Source organism: Mesorhizobium sp. BR1-1-2 (assembly GCF_020165435.1).
Lineage (GTDB): Bacteria > Pseudomonadota > Alphaproteobacteria > Rhizobiales > Rhizobiaceae > Mesorhizobium.
Map to the genome: position 1 here is coordinate 31,756 of NZ_JAIUID010000015.1, position 22,907 is coordinate 54,662.

19 protein-coding genes and 1 pseudogene are annotated in these 22,907 nt (G+C 61.0%); 5 read left to right on the top strand and 15 right to left on the bottom strand.

Features of this window, described 5'->3' with window-relative positions; genetic code table 11:
• Nucleotides 1-183: 183 nt before the first annotated feature.
• From LB551_RS24830 to LB551_RS24845, 4 genes are read right to left on the bottom strand one after another with little or no spacing between them, the layout of a single operon-like run.
• Nucleotides 184-1,638: an aldehyde dehydrogenase family protein gene (locus tag LB551_RS24830; RefSeq protein ID WP_140552932.1), complete on the bottom strand. Its 1,455-nt coding sequence runs from the start codon at nucleotides 1,636-1,638 to the stop codon at nucleotides 184-186.
• Nucleotides 1,635-1,826 carry a hypothetical protein gene (locus tag LB551_RS24835; protein ID WP_224660744.1) on the bottom strand — a complete coding sequence of 64 codons (192 nt, stop codon included), beginning with the start codon at nucleotides 1,824-1,826 and terminating at the stop codon, nucleotides 1,635-1,637. The genes LB551_RS24830 and LB551_RS24835 overlap by 4 nt, the downstream gene beginning before the upstream one ends.
• A gap of 57 nt (nucleotides 1,827-1,883) precedes the next feature.
• Nucleotides 1,884-3,062 (bottom strand): alanine racemase, encoded by a 1,179-nt coding sequence (locus LB551_RS24840; protein WP_224660865.1) that lies wholly within the window; start codon nucleotides 3,060-3,062, stop codon nucleotides 1,884-1,886.
• Between the two features lie 11 nt (nucleotides 3,063-3,073).
• Nucleotides 3,074-3,937: a GNAT family N-acetyltransferase gene (locus tag LB551_RS24845; RefSeq protein ID WP_224660747.1), complete on the bottom strand. Its 864-nt coding sequence runs from the start codon at nucleotides 3,935-3,937 to the stop codon at nucleotides 3,074-3,076.
• Nucleotides 3,938-4,242: 305 nt separating this feature from the next.
• On the opposite strand from LB551_RS24845, the gene LB551_RS24850 reads away from it, so the two are divergent.
• Nucleotides 4,243-5,181 carry an ornithine cyclodeaminase family protein gene (locus LB551_RS24850; protein WP_224660748.1) on the top strand — a complete coding sequence of 313 codons (939 nt, stop codon included), beginning with the start codon at nucleotides 4,243-4,245 and terminating at the stop codon, nucleotides 5,179-5,181.
• Here the strand turns inward: LB551_RS24850 and LB551_RS24855 are convergent, their stop codons facing one another.
• The 8 genes and pseudogenes from LB551_RS24855 to LB551_RS24890 form a co-directional block, all read right to left on the bottom strand.
• Entirely contained in the window at nucleotides 5,182-5,541 is a 360-nt protein-coding gene (locus LB551_RS24855) for a hypothetical protein (protein WP_224660750.1), read from the bottom strand.
• A gap of 223 nt (nucleotides 5,542-5,764) precedes the next feature.
• Nucleotides 5,765-7,087, bottom strand: coding sequence for an NAD(P)/FAD-dependent oxidoreductase (locus LB551_RS24860; protein ID WP_140552929.1), 1,323 nt, complete (start codon nucleotides 7,085-7,087; stop codon nucleotides 5,765-5,767).
• 272 nt (nucleotides 7,088-7,359) lie between these two features.
• A pseudogene (locus tag LB551_RS24865) lies at nucleotides 7,360-7,497 on the bottom strand (IS481 family transposase); the annotation flags it as partial.
• Between the two features lie 127 nt (nucleotides 7,498-7,624).
• Nucleotides 7,625-8,875 (bottom strand): NAD(P)/FAD-dependent oxidoreductase, encoded by a 1,251-nt coding sequence (locus LB551_RS24870; RefSeq protein WP_263496030.1) that lies wholly within the window; start codon nucleotides 8,873-8,875, stop codon nucleotides 7,625-7,627.
• 112 nt (nucleotides 8,876-8,987) lie between these two features.
• On the bottom strand, nucleotides 8,988-9,866 hold the full coding sequence (locus LB551_RS24875) for an ABC transporter permease (RefSeq protein ID WP_140552927.1): 879 nt from the start codon (nucleotides 9,864-9,866) through the stop codon (nucleotides 8,988-8,990).
• 33 nt (nucleotides 9,867-9,899) lie between these two features.
• On the bottom strand, nucleotides 9,900-10,850 hold the full coding sequence (locus LB551_RS24880) for an ABC transporter permease (protein WP_140552926.1): 951 nt from the start codon (nucleotides 10,848-10,850) through the stop codon (nucleotides 9,900-9,902).
• 78 nt (nucleotides 10,851-10,928) lie between these two features.
• Nucleotides 10,929-12,599 carry a peptide ABC transporter substrate-binding protein gene (locus LB551_RS24885; RefSeq protein ID WP_224660868.1) on the bottom strand — a complete coding sequence of 557 codons (1,671 nt, stop codon included), beginning with the start codon at nucleotides 12,597-12,599 and terminating at the stop codon, nucleotides 10,929-10,931.
• Between the two features lie 22 nt (nucleotides 12,600-12,621).
• Nucleotides 12,622-14,286: an ABC transporter ATP-binding protein gene (locus LB551_RS24890; RefSeq protein ID WP_224660751.1), complete on the bottom strand. Its 1,665-nt coding sequence runs from the start codon at nucleotides 14,284-14,286 to the stop codon at nucleotides 12,622-12,624.
• Nucleotides 14,287-14,945: 659 nt separating this feature from the next.
• Between LB551_RS24890 and LB551_RS24895 the strand changes: the two genes are divergently transcribed.
• The 3 genes from LB551_RS24895 to LB551_RS24905 all read left to right on the top strand — a co-directional run bounded on the left by LB551_RS24895 (nucleotide 14,946) and on the right by LB551_RS24905 (nucleotide 17,906).
• The gene (locus LB551_RS24895) at nucleotides 14,946-16,271 is read left to right on the top strand and encodes an NAD(P)/FAD-dependent oxidoreductase (protein WP_224628733.1); all 1,326 of its coding nucleotides are present in this window, start codon (nucleotides 14,946-14,948) and stop codon (nucleotides 16,269-16,271) included.
• Nucleotides 16,272-16,345: 74 nt separating this feature from the next.
• On the top strand, nucleotides 16,346-17,371 hold the full coding sequence (locus tag LB551_RS24900) for a tartrate dehydrogenase (protein WP_224660753.1): 1,026 nt from the start codon (nucleotides 16,346-16,348) through the stop codon (nucleotides 17,369-17,371).
• Nucleotides 17,372-17,429: 58 nt separating this feature from the next.
• Complete coding sequence (locus tag LB551_RS24905; RefSeq protein ID WP_140552924.1) at nucleotides 17,430-17,906, top strand: Lrp/AsnC family transcriptional regulator; 477 nt, start codon at nucleotides 17,430-17,432, stop codon at nucleotides 17,904-17,906.
• A 111-nt stretch (nucleotides 17,907-18,017) separates the two neighbouring features.
• Here LB551_RS24905 and LB551_RS24910 read toward each other — a convergent pair whose 3' ends face one another.
• Together LB551_RS24910 and LB551_RS24915 are read right to left on the bottom strand one after the other, a co-directional pair.
• Nucleotides 18,018-19,394 carry an aspartate aminotransferase family protein gene (locus LB551_RS24910; protein ID WP_224628729.1) on the bottom strand — a complete coding sequence of 459 codons (1,377 nt, stop codon included), beginning with the start codon at nucleotides 19,392-19,394 and terminating at the stop codon, nucleotides 18,018-18,020.
• A gap of 14 nt (nucleotides 19,395-19,408) precedes the next feature.
• A complete protein-coding gene (locus tag LB551_RS24915) occupies nucleotides 19,409-20,248 on the bottom strand; it encodes a GNAT family N-acetyltransferase (RefSeq protein ID WP_140552922.1) in 840 nt (279 codons plus the stop codon).
• A 320-nt stretch (nucleotides 20,249-20,568) separates the two neighbouring features.
• On the opposite strand from LB551_RS24915, the gene LB551_RS24920 reads away from it, so the two are divergent.
• Entirely contained in the window at nucleotides 20,569-21,258 is a 690-nt protein-coding gene (locus LB551_RS24920; RefSeq protein WP_224660755.1) for a haloacid dehalogenase type II, read from the top strand.
• Between the two features lie 154 nt (nucleotides 21,259-21,412).
• Here the strand turns inward: LB551_RS24920 and LB551_RS24925 are convergent, their stop codons facing one another.
• Nucleotides 21,413-22,888 carry an NAD-dependent succinate-semialdehyde dehydrogenase gene (locus tag LB551_RS24925; RefSeq protein ID WP_140552920.1) on the bottom strand — a complete coding sequence of 492 codons (1,476 nt, stop codon included), beginning with the start codon at nucleotides 22,886-22,888 and terminating at the stop codon, nucleotides 21,413-21,415.
• Between the last annotated feature and the right edge of the window lie 19 nt (nucleotides 22,889-22,907).

Here is a 22,907-nt window from a genome sequence, read left to right on the forward strand (position 1 = left end):
GCCAGTGGGTTGTCTTGACGTCATGGGCAGTCGCTTCAGGCAAAATGTAATTCGGGCCAGGATCGCCCTTAGCGACAACGGAATAATGGAAGATAGTGCCTGAATGCGGGGATGCCCATTGAAGGCGGCCTACTGACATGGATGGCGCCGCCGGCGCGCCTCTGCGCCGGGCAAAGTTGTCGCCTAGAAATAGCCGAGGATGGATTTGACCTCGAGATATTCCAGCATGCCTTCGACGCCATATTCGCGCCCGTTTCCCGACTGCTTGAAACCGCCAAACGGGGCGTGTGGATCCCAGGCCGGGTAGTTGAGGTGCACCTGGCCAGAACGGATCCGCGACGAGACGTCCCTGACGACCTCCAAGTCCTCGCCTTGCACATGGGCCCCCAAGCCGTACACCGTGTCGTTGGCGATAGTGACGGCCTCCTCGACTGTGTCATAGGGGATGATGCAGAGAACCGGCCCGAAGACCTCTTCCTGCGCGATCCTCATGTGCGTGCGCACGTCCGAAAAGATGGTCGGCTTTACATAGAATCCGACATTCAGACCGCCGGGCCGACCCTCTCCGCCGGTCAGGAGTTTCGCGCCTTCCGAAATGCCGACACCAATCATGGTTTGGATGCGATCGAATTGAGCACGGTTGGCGATTGCACCATGAGTCGAGGCTTCGCAAAGAGGATCGCCAACAACGATCTGGGCAGCGGCTCCTTTGGCGATTTCCTCGATCTCGGTGAGCAGCGGACGTGGCACGATCATGCGCGTCGGGGCGCTGCATGACTGGCCGAGATTGCGGAAGGCGGCGGCTATGCCCAGAGAAACGGCACGGTCGAGATCGGCGTCCGGCAGGATCACGTTGGGCGACTTGCCACCGAGTTCCTGCGCGACACGCTTGACCGTCTGCGCTGCCGCCTGCGCCACCGCAATGCCCGCCCGGGTGGACCCGGTAATGGAGATCATATCGACATCCGGATGGGACGCGAGACCAGCACCCACGCATGCACCATCACCTTGGATCAGATTGAACACCCCGGCAGGAAAGCCGGCTTCCTCGATCGCTTCGGCGAACAGCAGGGCGTCCAGGGGAGAAAGCTCGCTCGGCTTCAACACGACCGGGCAGCCTGCCGCGAGCGCCGGCGAAACCTTGGCGGTGATCTGGTAAAGAGGCCAGTTCCACGGAGTGATCAAGGCGCAGACACCGATCGGTTCGTGGGTGACGGCGGTTTGCCCCCGCTGCTTGACGAAGGGAAAGGCTGTCAGCACATCACGCGCAACCTTGACATGCGCGATCGCCAGCGGCACCTGAGAGCTGCGCGCATATCCGATCGCCGCGCCCATCTCGAGGGTGAGGCATTGCGCAAGCAGTTCACTGCACCCTTCGAGCAGCACCTGTAGGCGATCGAGCAGGCCGGCACGATATTCCGGCGTGGTCCGGCTCCAGGCGGCGAATGCACGGCGGGCCGCCGCAACGGCCACATCCACGTCCAAGCTGTTTCCAAGCGGAAACCGAGCCACAACCTCTTCGGTGGAGGGGTTCACCACGACGCCCTTGGCGGTGCCGCTCGGCTCGACCCATTGACCGTCGATGAAGAACTTGTCCAGGTGGCCGTTGCGCGACAGATGTTCGAGGGGCGTCATCACGCGACAAGATCCTTTATGCGGTAATAGGCACCCAGAACCGGCAGGAACCAGGGGTGCCCGAAATAGCCGGGGATCACCGGCCAGTTGAAATCCTTCCAGGGATTCAAGTCGGGGCGCCTATCCATGACATCAGTCATGGTGCTGCCTATCAGCGTCGACATATACAGCCCGTAAGAGGTAGACTTCATTTTCTTGACCACCAATGCTGATTTAAGTGGGGCGGCATCCGAGGCATAGTTGCGCGCCTACCAGCCGCGCATCCGCTCCCAATGCGCTTCAATCCTGGGGCTGTCCCCTCTGACGACACTGTAGAAATCATGCTGCGCGGCCATCGCGCACGCATGATTAGGCAGGATCCGCACCCGAGACCCGAGCGGCAGTTCGGGCATGGATTTCCCTGAACCGGCACGCATGGCAAGGATACCGTGTTCCTGGCTGGCCTGGGCCACGATCACATCGTCAAGCACCCGCCCCTTTTCGTCGCAGACCACGCCGTAACCCTGATCGATCCGCTGGTTTGCGGTTCCCCGGTCGCGCGAAAGCGCCATCCACCCGGCGTCGACCAGCACCCATCCCTTTTCCGGCTTCGAGCCGATCACCGTGGCCAGTACGGAAATCGCGATATCGTCGCGGTCGCAGACCCCAATCCCGTGCTGGACGAGATCGAAGAACATGTAGACCCCAGCCCGCAGCTCCGTGACACCCTTGAGATTCTGGGCGAAATGCGCTGTAGGCGTCGAGCCGACGCTGACGATCGGGCAGGCATGGCCTTGGGTGCGCAAGATTTCAGCTGCGCGCACGGTGGCTGAACGCTCGTTCTCCGCTGCCCTGACCAGTACATCGGGCGTGTTCAAGCCGTAGGATTCGCCCGCATGAGCGAGAACCCCGACGAGCGTGGCACCGGCAGCGACGACCCTGCTGGCCACGACGGGCAATCTAGGGTCGTCCGGCTTCAATCCGCCGCGATGGTCATCGCAGTCCAGTTCGATGAAGACCGACGGCGTCATGCCGGTGGCTTGGCGCGCGCCGGCCAGGGCGTCGGCCTGCTCCACAGTATCGAGCAACAGCTTCACATCAGCGCCGGTACGGCGACAAAGCTCCATGGCGCGCCTGGCCGAAGCCGGCGAGATGCCAACCGCATAAGTGATGTCGCGAAAGCCGTGGTCCGCGAAATACTCCGCCTCGGCGATGGTCGAGACCGTGATCGGACCGGGCTCGCGAGGGAACGCGTATCGGGCGACGTCGATGCTTTTGGCCGTCTTCATATGCGGGCGCAGCACCACGCCAAGCTTCTTGGCACGCTCAGCCAGCCGTTGAATGTTGCGCTCGAGCCGTCCGCGATCCAAAAGCAGCGCTGGGGTAATCAAGGCATCGATCGTCTCAGTCGTCTCGCTCGCTGCCAGATTTGCCGCCATCTTGTTCATCATCTCGTTTCCTAGGTGAACGACTGGTTTGCCAGCGCGTACGTATGGGCTGAGCCCTCGGAGACAGGCCGCTGCCCCTTGACCATGGCGGTCGCCGAGCTGACCTGCTGGAGGCCGAGGCTCTCGAGCCAATCGCCCAATCCATCTTCGGCATAGATATCGATGCGAACGAATTGATGATGAAGCTTAGAAAGCTGCGCCAAGATCAAAAGCCGCGCATCCTGGTCACTCTCGGCCGCACAGGGACCGATGACATAGCCACGGCCGAACCTCCTGCTGATGGCGTAGCCGGCAATCCGCCCGTCGCGCTCGATAACGACGACTTTGCCCGCATCGGCAAGCGCCGCCACCAACGACGAGCGGGGCATGCCCATGGCCCGTTCGTCGAAAGCCTGGATCGCCGCGAGGTCGGAGATCGTCGCCTGACGCACACCGTCACCGGCCCCCCGCGTCACCGCAGTGGTCAGAAGGGCTTGGTGCTGGAGCACCGTGCCCCAGGCAGTGAAGCCGCGCCGCTTGTAGAGCGCGAGCCCCTCTTCGGTGGACGTGAGCAGCACGTTGCGACCCTGCGCCGCCTCAAGCAATCCATCAAACAGCCGCGAACCGTTGCCACCGCCTTGCGCAGGGCCAGTGACGATGATCATGCCGACGGTGGCAAAAGCCTTGCCGTAAATCCACGACATGGCGGTGCCAATCACCTGCCCTGCCTGCTCGAGAACCAGCCCCCTGCCGAAAGTGGCGGCGAATTCCCAATCCTCCAGGCGATAGGGCCAGCCCATCTCCTGCGACAGCTTCAGCGCGCCCGGCAGATGGCGGGGCTCCAATTTCATCAACTCGCTAGGGATGACGACGTCTCGCTCGAGTTGCGGGGCCATGGGGAGGTGCCGTCTCTTGATCACTGTCGAATCGAAGTCGGACCTTAGAATTGCGCCCCAACAGCAGATTTCTCTGCTGTTTTTCCCTTTCAAATAAGCGAGATCATTCGTTTTCGGCAGTTCCTCGGCACGCCAAGTTGCACAAATCGGGCGAAGAATGTCCGGCAGCTTGAGTCCCGTTTGTGATTACCCTCGCTGGGCGAGTCGTCCGCACCATCCAAAATGGATGCGATCTCAGCCTCTACGATGGCATAGCCGCAAACACTTCCCAGCGATGAGCACTTGATGCTCAGAAGGAATTTCGGATGATCTATATCAGCGAGGAGGAATCAGCCGCCCTCGTCACCCATGAGCTTGCTTTCGAGGCGGCGCGGGAGGCTCTTGTGGCAGCAGCATCGGGGCAGGGCTGGGTATTCCCTGCTGTGATCGGGCGCACACGGGAGGCGACCAATACCTTCTCTATCAAATCCGGGTCGTCTGACGACCTGACCGGAGTGAAAATCGGCTCCTTCTGGTCGGGCAACCCGGCACGTGGCCTTCCCCGCCACAACTCCACCATCGTGCTGCTCGATCAGAATACAGGGCGGCTCCGCGCTGTAGTCGAGGCCGGAAAGGTGAACGCCTACAGGACGGCCGCAGCCGACGCGGTTGCAGCTGATCTTCTTGCGCGCAAGCAGGCCAAGGTTTTGGCGATATTCGGCGCCGGCAATCAGGCGGGCTTCGAAGTGAGGGCGCTCGCACGCATCCGCGCAATCGAAAGCGTGTTGGTGGTGGCCCCGTATTCGCCGCGGCGCGACGTTTTTGTTGATCAGATCGGCGAATGGGGCCTGCAGGCGCGCGCTGCCTTGCCCGATGAAGCCGTGCGTGCGGCCGACATCGTGGTCACGGCGACACCCTCACGCGAACCGCTGTTCGATGCCGCTTGGGTGGGACCCGGAACCCATATCGTCAGCATGGGGTCGGATGCTCCAGGCAAGCGCGAATTGCCGAGCGAACTATTCCCCAACGCACGTCTGTTTTGTGATCTGCTTTCCCAGTCCGTTCAGATCGGCGAGTTCCAACACGTGCGCGACGTGATCGACGCCGGCGTGCTTGCAGTAACACCAATCGGCGACGTCATTGCCAAGCGTGCGTCCGGACGCCTCTCCGACACCGAAATCACTGTCTTCGACAGCTCCGGTATCTCCCTGCAGGACCTCTACATGGCTGACGCGCTGATCCGCGCCAAGACGCCCCACCGCTGATCAGCTTCGCACCGAAAAGTCCCCGCCTCGATGGTGCGGCTGCACTGGAACAAAGAGCCTTACGACAGAGCTCCGCGGCCCCGTACGAGCGCAACCACACACGGCAGCCCTGAGTGGGAAGACCTCAGGAATCGGAAAAGTCTCAAGCGCGCGCACCGGCGCGATCTTGGCGGTCCCGAAAACCTCGGGCGTATAGGTCTTCGCGCAGATGGCCTTCAGATCGGCGGGCGGAATATCGTCAATGTAGAGCGACAGGATCTCGAAGGCGAGGTCCGGATAGGACAGCCTCCGCCACCGATCCAGCATTGCGTCATCCACACGCGGGTAGGTCTCGGGCACCATCCGGCGCCAGACCTTCAAGCAGGATTTCGCAGAACTTCCTGCGTTCGGGATGGCCGCGCGTGGGCATGTAGTGCATGTGACGCTCCCCTTGTAGACGCGATCGTTCAGCGGGCCGCAGCGCCGCAGGGTCAATGGGCCGCCAGCTTCAGCCGTCAACGTTAGGCCCGCCACCACGCGATCTTGTCCTGCAGGCCATAGCGGCGATTGTTGGTGCGCGTCAGGCCTGACTTCCGGCTGATCTTCAGATAGCGGCGATGTCCAGCTTCGAGCCGTCGACCAGACGCGACAGGCGGAACGGTGTAGGATCGACGCAAGGCGTGTCGTTTACGACAAGCTCGGCGGCCAGACAACCAAGCCCCGGGCCCAAACCGAAGCCGTGGCCCGAGCAGCCCGCCGCGAGGACGAGGCCTTTCACCCCGTCCACCTGCGATACCACAGGCACTGCGTCCGGCGTGCAATCGACGAAGCCGCCCCAGGCACTATCGATCTCTATATCGCCGAGTTGGGGGAAGGTCTTCCGAACACTCTCCACCACTTGGCTTACCAGCCATTTTAAGGGTGGAGGATCCAGCACCCGATTCTGTTCGAAGATCCGATCGTCGCTTGTCAGCAGCGCCGACACTGAATCCGGCCCCCAAAGGAACGATTGGCCGATGCCGAGCCTGACGTTCTTTAGGCGACGCAAGAATTGCAGCATGAATTCCCGGCTATACCGGATAGCCTGGGGCGTGATTTCGAGGTTCGCCTTGCCGCTGATCGCAAGCGTATAGCTGCCGTCCAGTCGGCGCGTGATCGTGCAGTAGGGTGTGGAGATTGCCTCGCCTATGTTGATTGTCGGGGTGGAACGCAGCGCGGTCTGCCGGATGCTCGCTTGGGGGAAACTGATCCCGAGCGGCCTAAGGAAGCGCGAGGACCAGGCGCCAGCGGCGCACAGCACCGCGCTGGTTCTGATGTAGCCCTTCTCCGTGTGCACGCCCGCAATCTTGCCATTGGCCAAGTCGAGCGCCCGCGCGGCGCATTCCTGGTGGATGGTGGCGCCCAGAGCTCTGGCCCCATCGGCGATAGCCGGCGCAGCGAGCGCAGGTTCGGCCTTACCATCCCGTTCCGAATAGGTCCCGCCGATCCATTTGTCGCGCGCTTCGGGGACGCGCTCGGCCACCTCCGCCCGGCTCAGCATGCGGGTGTCGACCTCGTACTCCCTGGCGACCTCGCGCCACCTTTCCCAGCCGGCGAGCACAGCCTCGTCGTGAGTCGCAAAGACGAGACCGCAGCGTCGAAATCCAAGGTCCCGATTGATATCGCGCGTCAGCTCGTCCCACAGTCGCATGGAGATCACCGAGAGCGGCAGTTCGCGCCGATCGCGGTTCTGCTGACGGCACCAACCCCAGTTTCGGCTCGATTGTTCACAGGCGACGTGCCCCTTCTCGAGCAGAGCCACAGAGAGGCCACGCTTCGCCAGGAAATAGGCGGCCGTAGAGCCTAGGATGCCGCCGCCGACTATGACGACGTCGACCTCGGCCGGGAGACGCTCATCGCTGTGAATGCGTTCGACTCGGGGCGACATGTTCCAACCAACCTCGGCTGCCAAGAATGCGGAAGCATAGTTCCGATCAGCCCTTCATCGCATCGTGCGCTCGAAAGAATGTGCCGAAATCATCTAGGACTTCGCCAGATGTGTGGGTTTTTGATCCCTTGATCGATACGAACTGCTCAAGCCCGACCGAGTTCCAGTTCGGCGCAGGGCGGCGTAACCTGCTCGCGAGTCCGTTGGATCGCGCTTGAGGGTCTTGAGCTTGCAGCGAAGTGGTAGGCGGCAACGAAGTCGGCGAGGTGTTACCTGAGCTGATCGTGGGTCTCGTAGTAGAAGCGTTTAACCGTAGCGTCCTTGATCGTGCGGTACATCCTTTCGACCTGTCCATTGGTCCAATGATGCTTGGCGTTAGTCGTATGATGCTCGATGCCGTTCGTGGCGCAGCATATTCGAAGGCATGCGCCCAGAAGCGTTCGCCGTCGGCGATAGCCTCTTGATCTGCGGCACGGCCGAGGTGCCTCCAGCCGGGCCGCAGCGACGAATGGTCAAAAAGGCCGTCACCTTTGGCCGTCAGCGGCTGGCGCGCCAGAAGGCGATACGGTCCTGCAACCGATAGCCCTGGATAATCGCCGGCATGAACCATGGATTGCCGCGATAGAGCGGAATGGCGGAAGGCGGTCGAAAGTCGAACGCCGTGCGCGACTGCTCGCCATGCCCCATAAGCTTGTGGGCCGCACGCATACCGACCCATGGTGCCCAGACCACGCCCGAACCGCAGAAGCCGGTGGCATAGACCACACCGTCCTTCTCGAAGATGCGGGGCAGCATGTCGCGGTTCATCGCGACGTTGCCGAACCAGCAATGCGAAAGGCGCACGTTTTCCAGCTCCGGGAAAAGGTTCACCAGGCCCTTGCGTAGGAAAAGTTTCGGGGCAATCGGATCGCCGACGCGAGAACTGTCGCGCCCTCCCAGCAGAATGCGCTTTCCGTCAGGCGAGGGACGATAATAGAAACCAAGTTGCCGGTTCTCGGTGATCGTCATTAGCTTCGGCATCAGGCGGGCCATGACATCGGGCGCGAGTTCCTCTGTCACGATGATCCGACTGCGGACCGGAACCAGGCGGCGGCGCAGAAAGGGGGCGGCGCCGTCGGTGTATCCATTGGTACAGACCAGAACCTGCCGTGCATCCACGGTCCCTGCCGAAGTCACGACGCGGAACCCCGAACCATTCCTCTCGATCGCTTTGACCGCTGTATGCGAATGGACTGGCAACCCGGATGCGAGCGCCACCCGCAGGAGTTCAGCATGGAGTTTTGCGGGGTGCAGGCCGCCAACGTCCATCCGAACGGTTCCGCCGCGGTAGAAATCGGTGCCGATATAGTCTCGCTGCTCGGCATGCGGAACGGCGTAGGACTCGATCCCCAGTTTCTTTGCCAGAGTCTCGGCGCTGCGTGCCATCTTCTCGTACTGTCCGTATCCGAAAGCGCCTTTGAACTGGCCAACCAGTCGGAAGTCGCAGTCGAGCCCTTCGGTCTTGATGAAGTCGTAGAGGAATTCGCGCGCAACCTTGCCCTCGGCCTCGATCGCCATGGCTTTCTCTTCACCGAAGCGCTTGGTGATCGTGGCGTAGTCCGGCCGGATGCTTCCGCTCGTAATCCCGCCATTGCGCGTGGAAGCACCCTCGCCCGGATTCATCGCATCAAAAGCGGCGACCGAGCGTCCCTCGCGCGCCAGCACAAGCCCGGCCGAAAGCCCGGCATAACCGGCGCCGACAATTGCCACGTCAAGTGTCTTTGCCACGCGCTGCGGCGGCAGCGGCATGACGGGCGCCGCTTCCCACCAGTATGGCGTGTTCTTTTCGATTCTGGGCTCGTGCACGTTGCTGACTTCTCTTGATGTTCCAGGGATTAAGAAAGCGATCGCTCGCGGCACTTCAAATATGGTCATCCCGGACGTCCAGCGCGTCACGCAGTCCGTCGCCAATGAAATTGAAGCTGGTTACCGCGATGGTGATTGCCGCTCCGGGAATGATTGCCAGCCATGGTGCGCTGCCCAGATATTGCTGGGCGCCATTGAGCATGTTGCCCCAGCTTGGCAGTGGCGGCTGAATGCCGTAGCCGAGGAAGCTGATGTAGGCTTCCATGAGAATGGCGCGCGCGACCGTCAAGGTCGAAGCAACGATAATTGGACCGATGGCGTTGGGAAGTATCTCCCGAAACATGATATGCGTGCCGCTCAGCCCCAGCATTCGCCCAGCCTGGACGAATTCGCGCTCGCGGAGCGAGCGGACCTCGGCCTCCACAATTCGGGCTACTTCCATCCAGCTGGTCGCAGCGATGACGACGGTAATCATTATCGGGCTGGGTTTCAGCGCTGCGGCAAGTGCCAGCACAAGAAAGATAGACGGGAAGGCCAGAAAGGCGTCGACCGTGCGCATCAGCGTCGCCCCGATCCAGCCGCCGCGGTATCCAGCAATTACCCCAACGAGCGTGCCAATCAGCGTCGACAACAGCATGGCGAAGAAGCCCACCAGCAGCGAGATACGTCCTGCCATCAAGAGCCTTGCCGCCAGGTCGCGGCCGAGCGGATCTGTGCCTAGAAAGTGGTGACCCGTAAGCGGAGGAGCAAAGCGAGCCCGCAGATCGATATACAGTGAGTCATACGGCAAGAGATGGGGGCCGAGGACGCAAGCAAGGGTCAGGAAGACGATCATCGCCAAGCCGAGCAGCGCCAGGCGATGTCGCATGAAACGAAGCGCCGCGCGGTTGTTTGTCCAGCGGCTTGGAGCTGCATTTGCGGTGAGAGCGGTCATGTCGGCTGTCTCCTGTCGGGGGAAGTTGCGCGCTCAAGCCAGACGAATGCGCGGATCGACGATAGCGACGACAATGTCGGCGATCAGGTTTCCAAGCAGAACGAGGATAGCCGAGAACATCAAAAGCCCCATCACAACCGGATAGTCGCTGTAACCAAGGCTATCAAGAAACAACCGTCCCATTCCTGGCCAGGTAAAGACAGTTTCGGTCACCAGCGCGCCAGTGAGAACGCTGGGAAGCTGCATTCCGGCCAAGGTAATCATCGGCAAAAGCGCGTTGCCGACGACATGCTTCATCAGAATCCGGCGTTCACTCAACCCCTTGGCCCGAGCCGTCTTGACGAAGTCCTGGCTGATGGCGTCGAGGGTCGCCGTCCGCATATAGCGGCTCCAGATCGCGACATGGACCAGCGACAGAACGATGCTTGGCAGGATCAGATGGTGGAGATAGCCCAGGACCGAGCTATCGCCGATCTCGGACATATTGCCCGCCGGCAGCCAGCCCAACTTCAGGGTAAAGATGTAGATGCCGACGAGGCCGAACCAGAAGGTAGGGACCGACAATGCAACCATAGCACCGACAGTTGCGAGATAGTCGAACAGCGAGTAGCGGCGCGTGGCGCCGCGGATTCCAATCCAGGCGCCAAGAGAGATCGCAATCGCGGTTGAGGATCCCATCAGCAGCAGTGTGGCAAAGAGATGGCTGCCAATGATCTGCAATACCGGCGCTCCGTCACGGAAGGAGTGACCCCAGTCGCCCTGCACCAGCCGCCAAGCCCAGTCCAGATATTGGATCCATATAGGCCGATCGAGGCCCAGCAGCCCCTTAAGGCGCTCGATATCCTGCTGGGTCATTCCGGGATCGAGTCCGAATTGCGCCAGCGGGCCGCCGGGAAGGAGGTTCAGAATGCCGAAGCCGATGATCGAAACGATCACAAGCAGCACCAGGCTCTGCGAGAGGCGATTGAGCAGGAAGCCGCGCATTCTGAATCCTCCGTTGTAGGTTGACGATTTCAGTTGTTGCCGCCGCACCAGTGAAATTGGGCCGCGGCAACTGCGTGATTAGGCCTTCCACTGCCAGGCTGCGGCATGCCACGACGCAGTGCGCGTGTTGGCGTTGGGCTCGAAACCATCCAGTCCCTTCTTGCGCCCAAGGACGTTTGTGTACGCGAACAGCGGCAGGAAGGGCAGGTCCTGGCGCACCAATTCCTGCACGCGATTATAGATCCCGCGCCGCTCTTCCGGATCGAAGCTGCGAGCACCCTTTTCGAGCAAAGCATCGACCTCAGGGTTGGAGTATTGCCCGGTGTTCGAACCGTGTCCGCCTTGGGCAGCGATTGCCTTCGTATGGAGGCGGTTTGTGGCGTCGGGGTCCGCGGCAATCAGATAGGTGACTCCTACCATGGCGGTGTCGAATTGCGACTTCAGCCAGAACTCGCCCCACATGACGGCTGGAGGTAAATTCGAGATGACCATCTCGACGCCGATCTCGGCAAATGTCTGCTGCAGGAATTGCTGTGTTTGCTCACGAAGGTTGTTGCCTGACGTCGTCGAATTGGAGAAGGACAGTCGCACCCCATTTTTTGCGCGAATTCCATCTGAACCCGGCGCCCAGCCGGCCTCATCAAGGATTTGGCGCGCCCGGTCCAGGTTAAACTCCTGCGCGGGCAGGTTCGGATTGTAGTAGTAGGACTCCTTAGGCATGAAACTCTCGGTGAGTGTACCCACGCCGTAGTAGATCGTGTCGACGACCGCCTTCCTGTCCAGAGCGGCATAGAGCGCCTGGCGCACCGCCAGTTCCTTGAACTGCGGACGCTCAAGATTGAGATAGATGGACTCGAGCGCCGACCCTGTCTCCAGCGTCACCACGCGATCCGGCAGTTCATGAGCCTCCGTGTAGTGGTCAGCCGTGATGTAGGCTTGGTCGACCACGTCCACGTCGCCGCTCTTGAACTGCGTGTAGAGCACGGTCATGTCGGGGATGTATTTGAAGATGAGCTGCTCGATATAGGGACCTTCGCCGGCATAGTCGGGATTGGCGACGAGTTCGATATGATCGCCCGCGACGCGCTGGCTCCATTTGAATGCGCCGGTGCCGACCGGCGCCTGGTTGAACGCGCCAGTATTCGGATCGGCCTCTTTTTCCAGCATGTGCTTGGGCACGATGAAAGTCTCGGCCAGGAACGACAGATAGGGCGCGAAAACCTCCTTCATCCGCCATGTGATCTCGGTGGGCGAAACCACCTTAATGTCCTGTACGAGCGAATGGCCGCTTGTACGCCAGGCGCGAAACTTCGGGTTTGTGATGAGCTCAAGGGTGTACTTCACGTCCTCGGCTGTGAAGGGTTCACCGTCGTGCCAGCGGACATTGTCACGCAACCGGATGCGCCAGTTGAGGCCGTCTTCCGAAATGCCGCCATTTTTCTGGCTTGGCACCTCGGCTGCGAGATTCGGCTGGAGGACGCCTTTAGCGTCCATCCTGACCAACGCATCGAAAACCGAGAAATGGACCGCGTCATCGACTTCGATGTGCGCCATCAACGGATTGAAGACCGTTGGTTCTTGTGAAAGACCGACGACGACGCGACCGGACGGACCCGCGGCAGGAGTCTTGGCGAAAGCGGGCTTGCCCAGCAGATTGGGCGCGATTATGCCCGCGGCTCCACCTATGGCCATCAGTCGCAGCGCCTGGCGTCTCGAGTAGTTGGAAGTAGTCGTTGAATTTTTGGTCATGATAGTTCCTCTCTTGTTATTCTCATGCGTTTGCTGCAACGGGACGGGCATTGCCCGGCCGCTCCCCTGGGATTGCCGCTACCAGTTGGCGCGTGTAGGCCGCCTGCGGGTTCAAGAATATCTGCGAGGGCGGTCCGCGCTCGACGATCCGGCCCTTCTGCATCACGGCGATTTCGTCACAGATCTGGCTGGCCACGCGCAGGTCGTGCGTGATGAAGACCATCGACACGCCGGTCTCGCGCTGGATCTGGTCCAGGAGCTGCAGGATCTGCGCCTGGATCGAGACGTCGAGCGCGGAGACCGCCTCGTCAGCAATCAAAAGCCTCGGCTTAAACATCAAAGCCCGAGCGATGCCTATGCGCTGGCGTTGCCCACCCGAAAACTCGTGCGGATAGCGGTCGAAGGCGCCAGCATCGAGACCGACATGGGCCAGAAGCACCCGCGCTTCTTCGCGCGCTTGCGTATAAGGCATCCCGTGTGCCACGGGGCCAACCGTGATGATGTGGCCGACCGTTGAGCGTGGGTTCAGGGACGCGAAGGGATCTTGGAAGATCATCTGGATCCGCGGTCTTAGCGGGCGGAACTTCGCTTCGGAAAGCTTTGCTATGTCGGACCCCTCGAACAAAATCTCGCCGCCGTCGCTGTCCAGCAATTTGATCAGAAGCCGGCCCAGCGAGGATTTTCCTGAACCGCTCTCGCCCACGACCCCCAGCGTCCGGCCAGGCGCCAGTTCGAACGAAACCTCGTTCACAGCTTTCACAATTCGCTGCGCGCCGAACAACGCACCGCCGCCACGATAGGTCTTCACCAGACCCTCGACCTTCAGGATTGGCTCCTTGCTGCCAGGCTCCGCACGAGGGCGATCCTCGCCGATCAGATGCGGTACGGCCGCGATCAGGCGCTGGGTGTAAGGATGCTTGGGCGCCTTCAAGACCTGCTCGGCGCTGCCCTGCTCGACAATGTGACCCTTTTCCATCACCACGACACTGTCGGCGATCTCGGCCACCACGCCGAAATCGTGGGTGATGAACATCACGCTCATGCCCTTGCGGCGTTGAATGTCTCGGATAAGTTCCAGGATCTGTGCCTGGGTGGTTACGTCGAGCGCGGTGGTCGGTTCATCGGCGATCAGCACCGTCGGCTCGAGCGCCAGGGCCATGGCGATCATGACGCGCTGCCGCTGCCCGCCAGAAAGCCGGAAAGGATACTGGTGATACATGAGTTCGGGATCTGGCAGGCCCACTTCGGTGAGCAGCTCGATGGCGCGGCTGCGGCAGGTTTTTGGCGTGCCGTATCCATGCGCGGCCATGACCTCGTCAATCTGCGCACCCACCGTCATCAAGGGGTTGAGCGCGGAGAGCGGGTCCTGAAAAATCATCGACACGACCCGTCCCCGCAGGTTGCGCAGCTTGTCGGGAGACATGCCGATGATGTTCATCCCCTCCAGCTGGATCGCACCCGTTGAGACGCGGATCACCTTTGGCAGAAGGCCCATGATCGCGTTTGCCGTGACCGACTTGCCCGATCCGGACTCGCCTATGATGCAAAGGATCTGGCCGCGTTTCAGATCAAACGAGATATTCTCGACCGCATGGACCCGCTCCATGCCGGCCGGCAGACTTACGGTCAGATCGCGCACCGAGAGCGCCACTTCATGAGGAGCTACAGCTTGGATGCTGGCGATCATCGAGACCTCTCCCTTTTCAGCCGCGCTCTTCAGCCCGCTGCGGATTGCGTTGTCGATCTCCGCCCGGGGCGATCAATCGGTCAAACTGTTCCCTATCGTGAACTCTCCGGCTCACTTACAAACCTCCCTGCCATCGTGGCACTGTGTGGCGGATGTCCGGGGAGTAACGGACCTTAATCGACAATGAGTGTGACCCATTCTGGCCGGCAGAGTCGTTGAAATTCGGCACGCAGGCAGCACGAACTTCTGCAAAGGAGGCCAAATTTGGCATTTCACTCTGCGCCTGTTCCAGCGCCACGGGACAGATCAGGCAAGTGCATCCTTGCGACGACAGTATGTGCCTACCATGGCAAGGAGCCGTGGCTGCTGCCACGGCCGAATCCCTCGAAACCGGGGCGACCATCGCTCCGCCAATGGTGCCAGAGTATCGTGACAGCAGGAGCAAACTCATTGCAGCGTCACGCTCATGGTCATCCCGGGCCGATCCGAACAGGTGAGGATATGCCCGGTTCCGGTGGTGAGGACGCAACCGGTCTCGAGCCGCAACAATTGTCCGTCCCCCACGGCTCAAACGGCAGGATATTTCGCCCGCCTACGAATTTCGCGGGTTATGGCTGAAGTCCATGCACTAGGCTGTGTCAAACACAGGTTTCCCGCCCATGCCTGCACCACTCATGCATATCGAAGCCAGTCCATCACTGCCTCGCGAGGCGGAGGTCGTCGTCATCGGGGGCGGCGTGGTGGGCGTGTTCACGGCGTATTATCTCGCACGCCGCGGCGTCAGCGTCGCCCTGGTCGAGAAAGGGCGCGTGGCGGCGGAGCAGTCCAGCCGAAACTGGGGCTGGTGCCGCCAGCAGAACCGCGATGCGCGCGAGCTGCCGATGGCGACCAAGAGTCTCGATCTCTGGGAGAAGGTGGCACAGGAGACTGGCGAGGATACTGGATTTCGCCGTTGCGGGCTCCTCTATCTCTCACAGGACGAACATGAGCTGGCGGGCTGGGCGAAATGGCGTGACTTCGCCAGGACGGTAGGCGTTACGACGCATGTTCTGTGCGCGGAGGAAGCCACCGAGCGGGGCAAGGCGACCGGACGCGAATGGAAGGGCGGCGTTTTCTCACCGACTGACGGAACGGCGGATCCCTCCAAGGCGGTGCCGGTTGCCGCGCGCGGAATCATGGCGGCGGGCGGCACGGTGAATCAGCATTGCGCAGCGCGTGGACTGGAGTTGAGCGCCGGCAGGGTCAGCGGCATCGTGACGGAAGCGGGAACCATCCGTGCGAAGACCGTGGTCATGGCCGGAGGCGCCTGGGCTTCCTCCTTCTGCAACCAGCTTGGTATGCGCTTTCCGCAAGCTGCCGTGCGTCAATCCATTCTAGCCGTGGCGCCAGGCGCAACTGGCCTGCCTGATACCCTGCATACCGCGAGCGTCTCGCTGACGCAGCGCAGCAACGGTGGATACACGCTGGCGATCAGCGGGCGGGCTCGCGTCGATCCAACGCCACAGCAGTTCAGGTTCAGCCGCGAGTTTATACCGATGTTCGCACGCCGCTGGCGCAATCTCGCTCCGGGCGCCTTCGAGGGCTGGCGTCAGGGCCATGAAAGCCTGCGCAAATGGGGCCTTGACGATATTACGCCAATGGAACGGAACCGGATTCTCGACCCGAAGCCTGACATGGGACAGATTCGGCTGACATATCGAAGAGCCTGCGAATTGATCCCCGAACTCCAGCGCGTCGCGATCTCCGATGTCTGGGCGGGTTATATCGACAGTACACCCGACGGCATTCCCGCAGTCGGCGAAGTGGAGGGGATTCCGGGTTTCATCCTGGCAGCGGGGTTCAGTGGTCACGGCTTCGGGATTGGCCCCGGCGCAGGGCATATGATCGCCGACATAATTTCAGGCAGCGAGCCTATTGTCGATCCGCGTCCTTATAGGCCCGAACGCCTGAAGAGCGCTGCGTGGGGCAAGGTCGCTGAATTCTAAGGAGATCAGCTTGCCAAGGTACAACCGGCGCACGCGAGATTGAGGCCGCGAGTGCTCAAAACAGGGAAGTGACGATGCGCGAATATGAGATTGCCGCCATTCCTGCCGACGGGATCGGCCCAAAGGTGATCGCCGCCGGCCTCCAGGCGCTTGAGGCGCAGCAGCAGCGCTGCGGCGACTTCAAGCTGCGCGTCCAGCACTTCGACTGGGGCTCGGACTACTATAAGGCCAATGGCCGGATGATGCCCGAACATGGCATGACGCAACTCAAGCGCTTCGACGCCATCTTCTTTGGCGCGGTAGGCGTCCCCGATCTGCCCGACGACATCACGCTCTGGGGCCTCCGGCTGCCGATCTGCCAAGGCTTTGACCAGTACGCGAACGTGCGGCCGACCAGGATACTGCCTGGCATCGCTTCGCCGCTGTCGGGCGTCGGCCCTGGTGATGTGGATTGGGTGATCGTGCGGGAGAATTCGGAGGGCGAGTATTCGGGCCACGGCGGCCGCGCCCATCGCGGGCTTCCCGAGGAGGTGGGAACCGAAGTCACCATCTTCACGCGCGTCGGCGTCACCCGCATCATGCGCTATGCATTCCGGCTGGCGCGGTCACGGCCGCGAAAGCTCCTGACTGTTGTTACGAAGTCCAACGCGCAGCGTCACGGCATGGTAATGTGGGATGAAATCGCAGCCGAGGTGGCGCAAGAGTTCCCTGACGTCGCGTGGGACAAGATGCTGGTTGATGCTATGACGGTGCGTATGACGCTCAAACCTCGCAGCCTCGATACGATCGTCGCCACCAATCTTCACGCCGACATTTTGTCGGACCTTGCAGGCGCGCTCGCGGGCAGTCTCGGCGTTGCACCGACCGCCAACATTGATCCCGAGCGGCGCTATCCCTCGACGTTCGAGCCAATCCACGGATCGGCTTTCGACATCGCCGGCAAGGGCATTGCCAACCCCGTCGCCACCTTCTGGACCGCTGCCCAGATGCTCGAACATCTGGGCGAAGGCGCAGCCGCCTTCCGGTTGATGAGCGCTGTAGAAGCGGTGACGAGTGAAGGCGTGCTGACGCCGGACGTTGTTGGGACAGCGACCACGTAGGAAGTGACGGACGCCGTCTGCCGGACGGTCCGCGGTTCAAAGGTGTGACAGGTTTGCGATGAAGCTCGACAAGATCGACATCAAGATCTTATCCCAACTGCAAAAGAACGGGCGCGTCACCAACGTCGAGCTTGCCGACCTGGTCAACCTTTCGCCGAGTCCTTGCCTGATGCGAGTGAAAAAGCTTCAGGCGGAAGGCTTCATTACCGGCTATTCCGCCCAGATCGACGTGTCCAAGCTCGGACAGACTCTAACGATCTTCACCGAGGTTACGCTCAAGCACCATCAACCGTATGACTTCGCGAGATTTCTCACCGCCATTCAGAAAGTCGATTCTGTTATCGAATGCCATCTGATTTCGGGCGGATACGATTACCTTGTGAAGTTCGTCACGGCGGGCGTAAGCGAGTATCAGACGATCATGGAGCGCATGCTCGAAATGGATATCGGGATCGACAAATATTTCAGCTTCGTCGTGCTGAAGTCACCGATCGTAAAATCCCATTTGCCTCTCGACATCATTTTCGACAGATGAAAAGGCGCGCTCCGCGGTCCTGAGAGCCATACACTGTTCCGCCACGTTTGTGCAACGTGAGGACGTTCCACATAGCTGAAATTGCCAAGTTCGCTTCGGCGATGGCATCGGTCAACCCTTCATCGCTGCCCGCACGTCCTTGTCTTCGAGCGTTTGATCCAGCGTCATTCGCGTGCGTTCGAGGATACCATCGATATCGTCGTCCGTGCAGCAGAGCGGCGGCGCAAAGCCGAGAATACCGCTGTTGAAGGCGCGAATGACAAGGCCGTTCTCCCACGCGCGGTCGAAGATGCGGCGCCCCGGATCGGCGGCCGCCGGCAGTGGTGTTTTGCGCTCCTTGTCCGTGACAAGCTCGATTGCGGCCAGCATGCCGCGACCGCGAATATCGCCAACCAGCGGGTGATCGGCGAGCGAGCGGAGGCCGTCCATCAGGCGATTCCCGGCCTTGCGCCCCTTCTCGAGCAAGCCATCTTCATAGAGACGCAGGCATTCGAGCCCGACTGCCGCGCTCACCGGATGGGCTGAGTAGGTATAGCCGTGGCCGACAGCCGCTTTGCCGGCTCCGTCCGCGATCGTATTATACACATGGTCGGTCATGAAGACGGCGCCCATCGGCACGTAGCCCGACGTCAGTCCTTTCGCGGTGGTCATCAGATCCGGCACGACCTCGTCCTCCTCACAAGCGAAAAGGGGGCCCGTGCGGCCAAACGCAGTGATGACTTCGTCGGCAACGAACAGAACGTCGTGTTCTTTGCACACGGCGTGCAGGGCCTTTAGCCAGCCTGCTGGTGGAACCAGGACACCACCCGAACCCTGGATAGGTTCAGCGTAGAAGGCCGCGACGCGATCGGCGCCCAGTTCAGCGATTTTGGCGCGCAGCGCCGCGACCGATGCATCGATGATCGCCTGCGGGTTGGCACCGACCGGATTGCGATAGGCGTAGTGCGAGGGGATCTTGTGCTGCCAGTCGTAAGGCACGCCAAAGCCCGCATGGAAAGCCGGCAGCGCGGTCAGACCTGCCCCTACCGTCGAGGATCCATGGTAGCCATACTCGACCGAGATGAACTGGTCTTTTCGCGGCGTACCCTTGGCGTGGTAATAATAGCGAATGAAACGGATCGTGCTGTCTATCGCGTCGGAACCGCCCAGCGTGAAATAGACATGGTTCAGATCGCCAGGCGCCAGTTCGGCAAGCCGGGCGGCAAGACGAATGGCCGGCTCCGACCCCAGCCCGAAATATCCCGTCGCATAAGGGAGCTCTCTTAGCTGCTTGGCCGCTGCCTCGACAACACTTTCCTGCCCGTATCCGATGTTTACACACCATAGACCCGCGAATCCGTCCAGCAAGGTTTTCCCGCTTGCCTCGGTCACCGTCGCGCCCTTGGCGGATTTGAGCACCCGCACGCCCGTCTCTTCGTGGCTCCGATAGCATGAAAACGGGTGAACCAGATGTGCGCGATCGAGTTCGATCAGGGAGTTTGCAAGCATTTCTTCCTCCGATTTCAGCGTAGCGCCTGACTGACGAGCGCATAAGTCCGGTGTGGTGTGGTTTCGTCCTTCGGCTCGCCTGCGGTTCGTCGCATCGTTATGCCATCGCCGACGCGAGCCAGTCGGCGCCGGGTAAACCATTCGCCGAGGTCTGTGGATTCGTCCGTGTCGATGCGGACAAACTCGCCCGGACAGTCGGCCAGCAGGAAATCGATCACGCATCTCGCTTCGTAAAGGTTCCTCGCCACCACCGGCCCAATGACCAGCCCGCGGCCAAACCGACGAATTGCCGCAAACGCCTGAACATCGCCTTGATCGCGAACGACGGCGAACTTCGCGCGCTCGCGCAACGAGCGCATGAGCGCCGACCGGTCATGACCAAACGCCGCCCGATCCAGAGCGACAAGGCGCGCCTGGTCGCCGTCCTCGCTCCATGACACATGTTCCGGCGCGTCTACAGGCGGCGCCAGGCCTTGGTGCTGCACTATCTTGCCGGTCGCGACAAATCCCAGCTTCTCGTAGAGCGGAAGCCCTTCCTGAGTCGCCACCAAATAGCAGGTGCGCTCGCCTGCCTTGGCAAGCGCCTCCTCCATCAGCCTGCGCCCGAGCCCGCGACCGCGCATTGCGGCATCGACGATGACCATGTTGACGGTAGCGGCATCGTGGCCATAGGGCGTCATCAAGATCGTCCCCACCACGCATCCTTCCTCCTGGACAACCACGCCTTGGCTGAGCGATTGCATCAGTTCCCAGTCTTCACGACGGTGCGGCCATCCGACCTGGCGGGACAATTCGACAGCATCGTTCAAATGCTCGGTTGTCATTGTTTTGAGCGTGACGCGCTCTGCGGTCATGGGGGGTTTCCCGGCCTGAATTCTTCAATGCCAAGTTAGGCTGCGGCCGACAGCAGTTCCTCCCGACGCGTTCCGGTAGGTGAGGTCTTTTGACTTTCCTTTGCGGCCGGCGCCGCATTTTATGCCGACGAGCCGAGGCGAGGAAGCTCCTGGCAAATTCGCAACCAGGTCGTGCGCAACTCTCTGCCAAAGCCCTACCACGATACAAAACAATCTGCTTCGAGCGGCAGAGAATGCGGCGACTAGTCCTTTCCGCTGCTCGTTATGATCCTTGTCGTAAAAGGCACGCTGTGCCGCCAGAATAGGAAGGATAGACGGCAATGACGCAGTTTAGACCGAAATACATCACCTTCGATTGCTACGGTACGCTGACCAATTTCGACATGGCCGGCGCGGCGAGACGAGTTTACAGTGCGGAGCTCTCCCCAGCCGCAATGGCGCAGTTCATCAAGGATTTCTCGGCCTATCGCCTCGATGAGGTTCTTGGCGCTTGGAAGCCCTATAGCGAGGTCGTGCACAATTCCGTGGAGCGCGCCTGCAAGCGCAACAACGTGACGTTCCGGCCTGAGGATGCGCAGCGCATTTATTCGGAAATACCGACATGGGGTCCGCACCCGGATGTCCCTGCCGGACTGGCCAAGGTCGCCAAGGAAATCCCGCTGGTGATCCTGTCGAATTCCATGAAGAGCCTGATCATGTCGAACGTTGAGAAACTCGGCGCACCCTTCCACATGATCATCACGGCCGAGGAGACTGGCGCCTACAAGCCGCACATGAAGGGCTTTGAATATATGTTCGACAAGCTCGGCTGCGGCCCGGAGGACATTACGCATGTGTCGTCTTCATTCCGCTACGATCTCATGACCGCCTATGATCTTGGCATCAAGAGCAAAGTGTGGGTGAACCGTGGCCACGAACCCGCGAACCCTTACTACGAGTACACCGAAATCAAGGACATCGGCGGTCTGGCTGGCGCCGTCGGACTGGAGCCCGTTCGCGAATTGGCCTGAACGTCTGTTGCCAGTGTAGTCGGGCCAGGTAGAGGCGCTTCCACCAGGTTAATAACCACTGGGCGCAATACAAGGAAGGGGCGGGTTTCACCGCCCTTTTTCTTGTTGCTCCAATGCTTGGAGCAGCAGTTGTTTCCACCTGCTTGCAAGAGAACTAGTTAAGCCCGCCAACATGAAGCGTCTTGACCTCGAGATATTCCTCGATGCCGAGCTGCGATCCTTCGCGACCCACCCCTGACTGCTTGACACCGCCGAAAGGCGCTACCTCGGTCGAGATCATGCCTGTGTTGAGCCCGACCATACCAAACTCCAGCGCCTCGGCAACACGCCATGACCGTTTGAGATTGTCGGTGTAGAAGTAGGCGGCAAGGCCAAAGGGCGTACCGTTCGCGATCGCGATGGCCTCTTCTTCGGTCTCGAAGCGAAACAGCGGGGCCACCGGGCCGAACGTCTCTTCCGATGCCAGGAGCATTTCGGTGGTAGCCTCTCCCAGCACAACGGGCCGTGCATACTGCTTGCCGTCCGGCACCGTCTCGCTTTGGGCGATGATCCGCGCGCCTTTCGCCTGTGCATCCGCGATGTGACGCTCGATCTTGTCAATCGCGGCCGCATTGATCATCGGGCCGATCTCAGTGCCGTCGTCGGTCCCTGCGCCAACCTTCATTCGCGATACGCGCTGGCTCAGCTTTTCTGCGAAAGCGTCGTACACGCCCGTCTGCACGAGAATCCGGTTCGCGCAAACGCAGGTTTGACCGCCATTTCGGAACTTGGATGCGATTACCCCCTCCACTGCATTGCCCAGATCGGCGTCGTCAAAGACGATAAAGGGCGCGTTGCCGCCGAGCTCGAGGCTGAGCCGCTTGATGCTATCGGCCGCGCCACGCATGAGCAGCGCTCCGACGCGGGTCGAGCCGGTGAACGAGATCTTGCGCACCGTCTCGTTAGCCATCAATTCGTTGCCGATTTCGACGGGCATGCCGGTCACAATGTTGATCACGCCGGCAGGAATACCTGCCCGTTCCGCCAGGACGACGAGCGCCAGCGCCGAGAATGGCGTGAATTCCGACGGCTTGATGACAACCGTACAACCCGCGGCCAGCGCCGGCGCCACCTTGCGCGTGATCATCGCGTTGGGGAAATTCCATGGCGTGATGATGGCACAGACGCCGACGGCCTCCTTCAGCACCAGAATGCGGCGATCGGGCGTGGGCGACGGAATGGTCGCGCCACCGATCCGGCGTGCTTCTTCGGCGAACCATTTCACGAAGGAGGCGCCATAGCGGATTTCACCGCGTGCCTCCGCCAGAGGCTTGCCCTGTTCCAGCGTCAGCAGCAACGCCAGGTCCTCTTCATTTTCCAATATCAGGCTGTGCCAGCGTTCCAGAAGCGCTCCGCGTTCGGCATGGGTCCTGGCCTTCCAGTCCTTGAACGCCGCCTGGGCGGCGTCTACTGCAGCCCTTGTCTCATCCCGGCCCATGTCGGGCACGGTTCCAAGCACCTCCAGACTGGCCGGATCGGTCACATCGACAGTCGCGTTGCTGTGCGCATGCTGCCAGACATCGCCAATAAGTCCCCGCTGGCGAAACAAATTCCCATCCTTCAGGAAACCGATCTTCGTTATCGCGTTCATGGTCTTTTCCTCTGCTCCT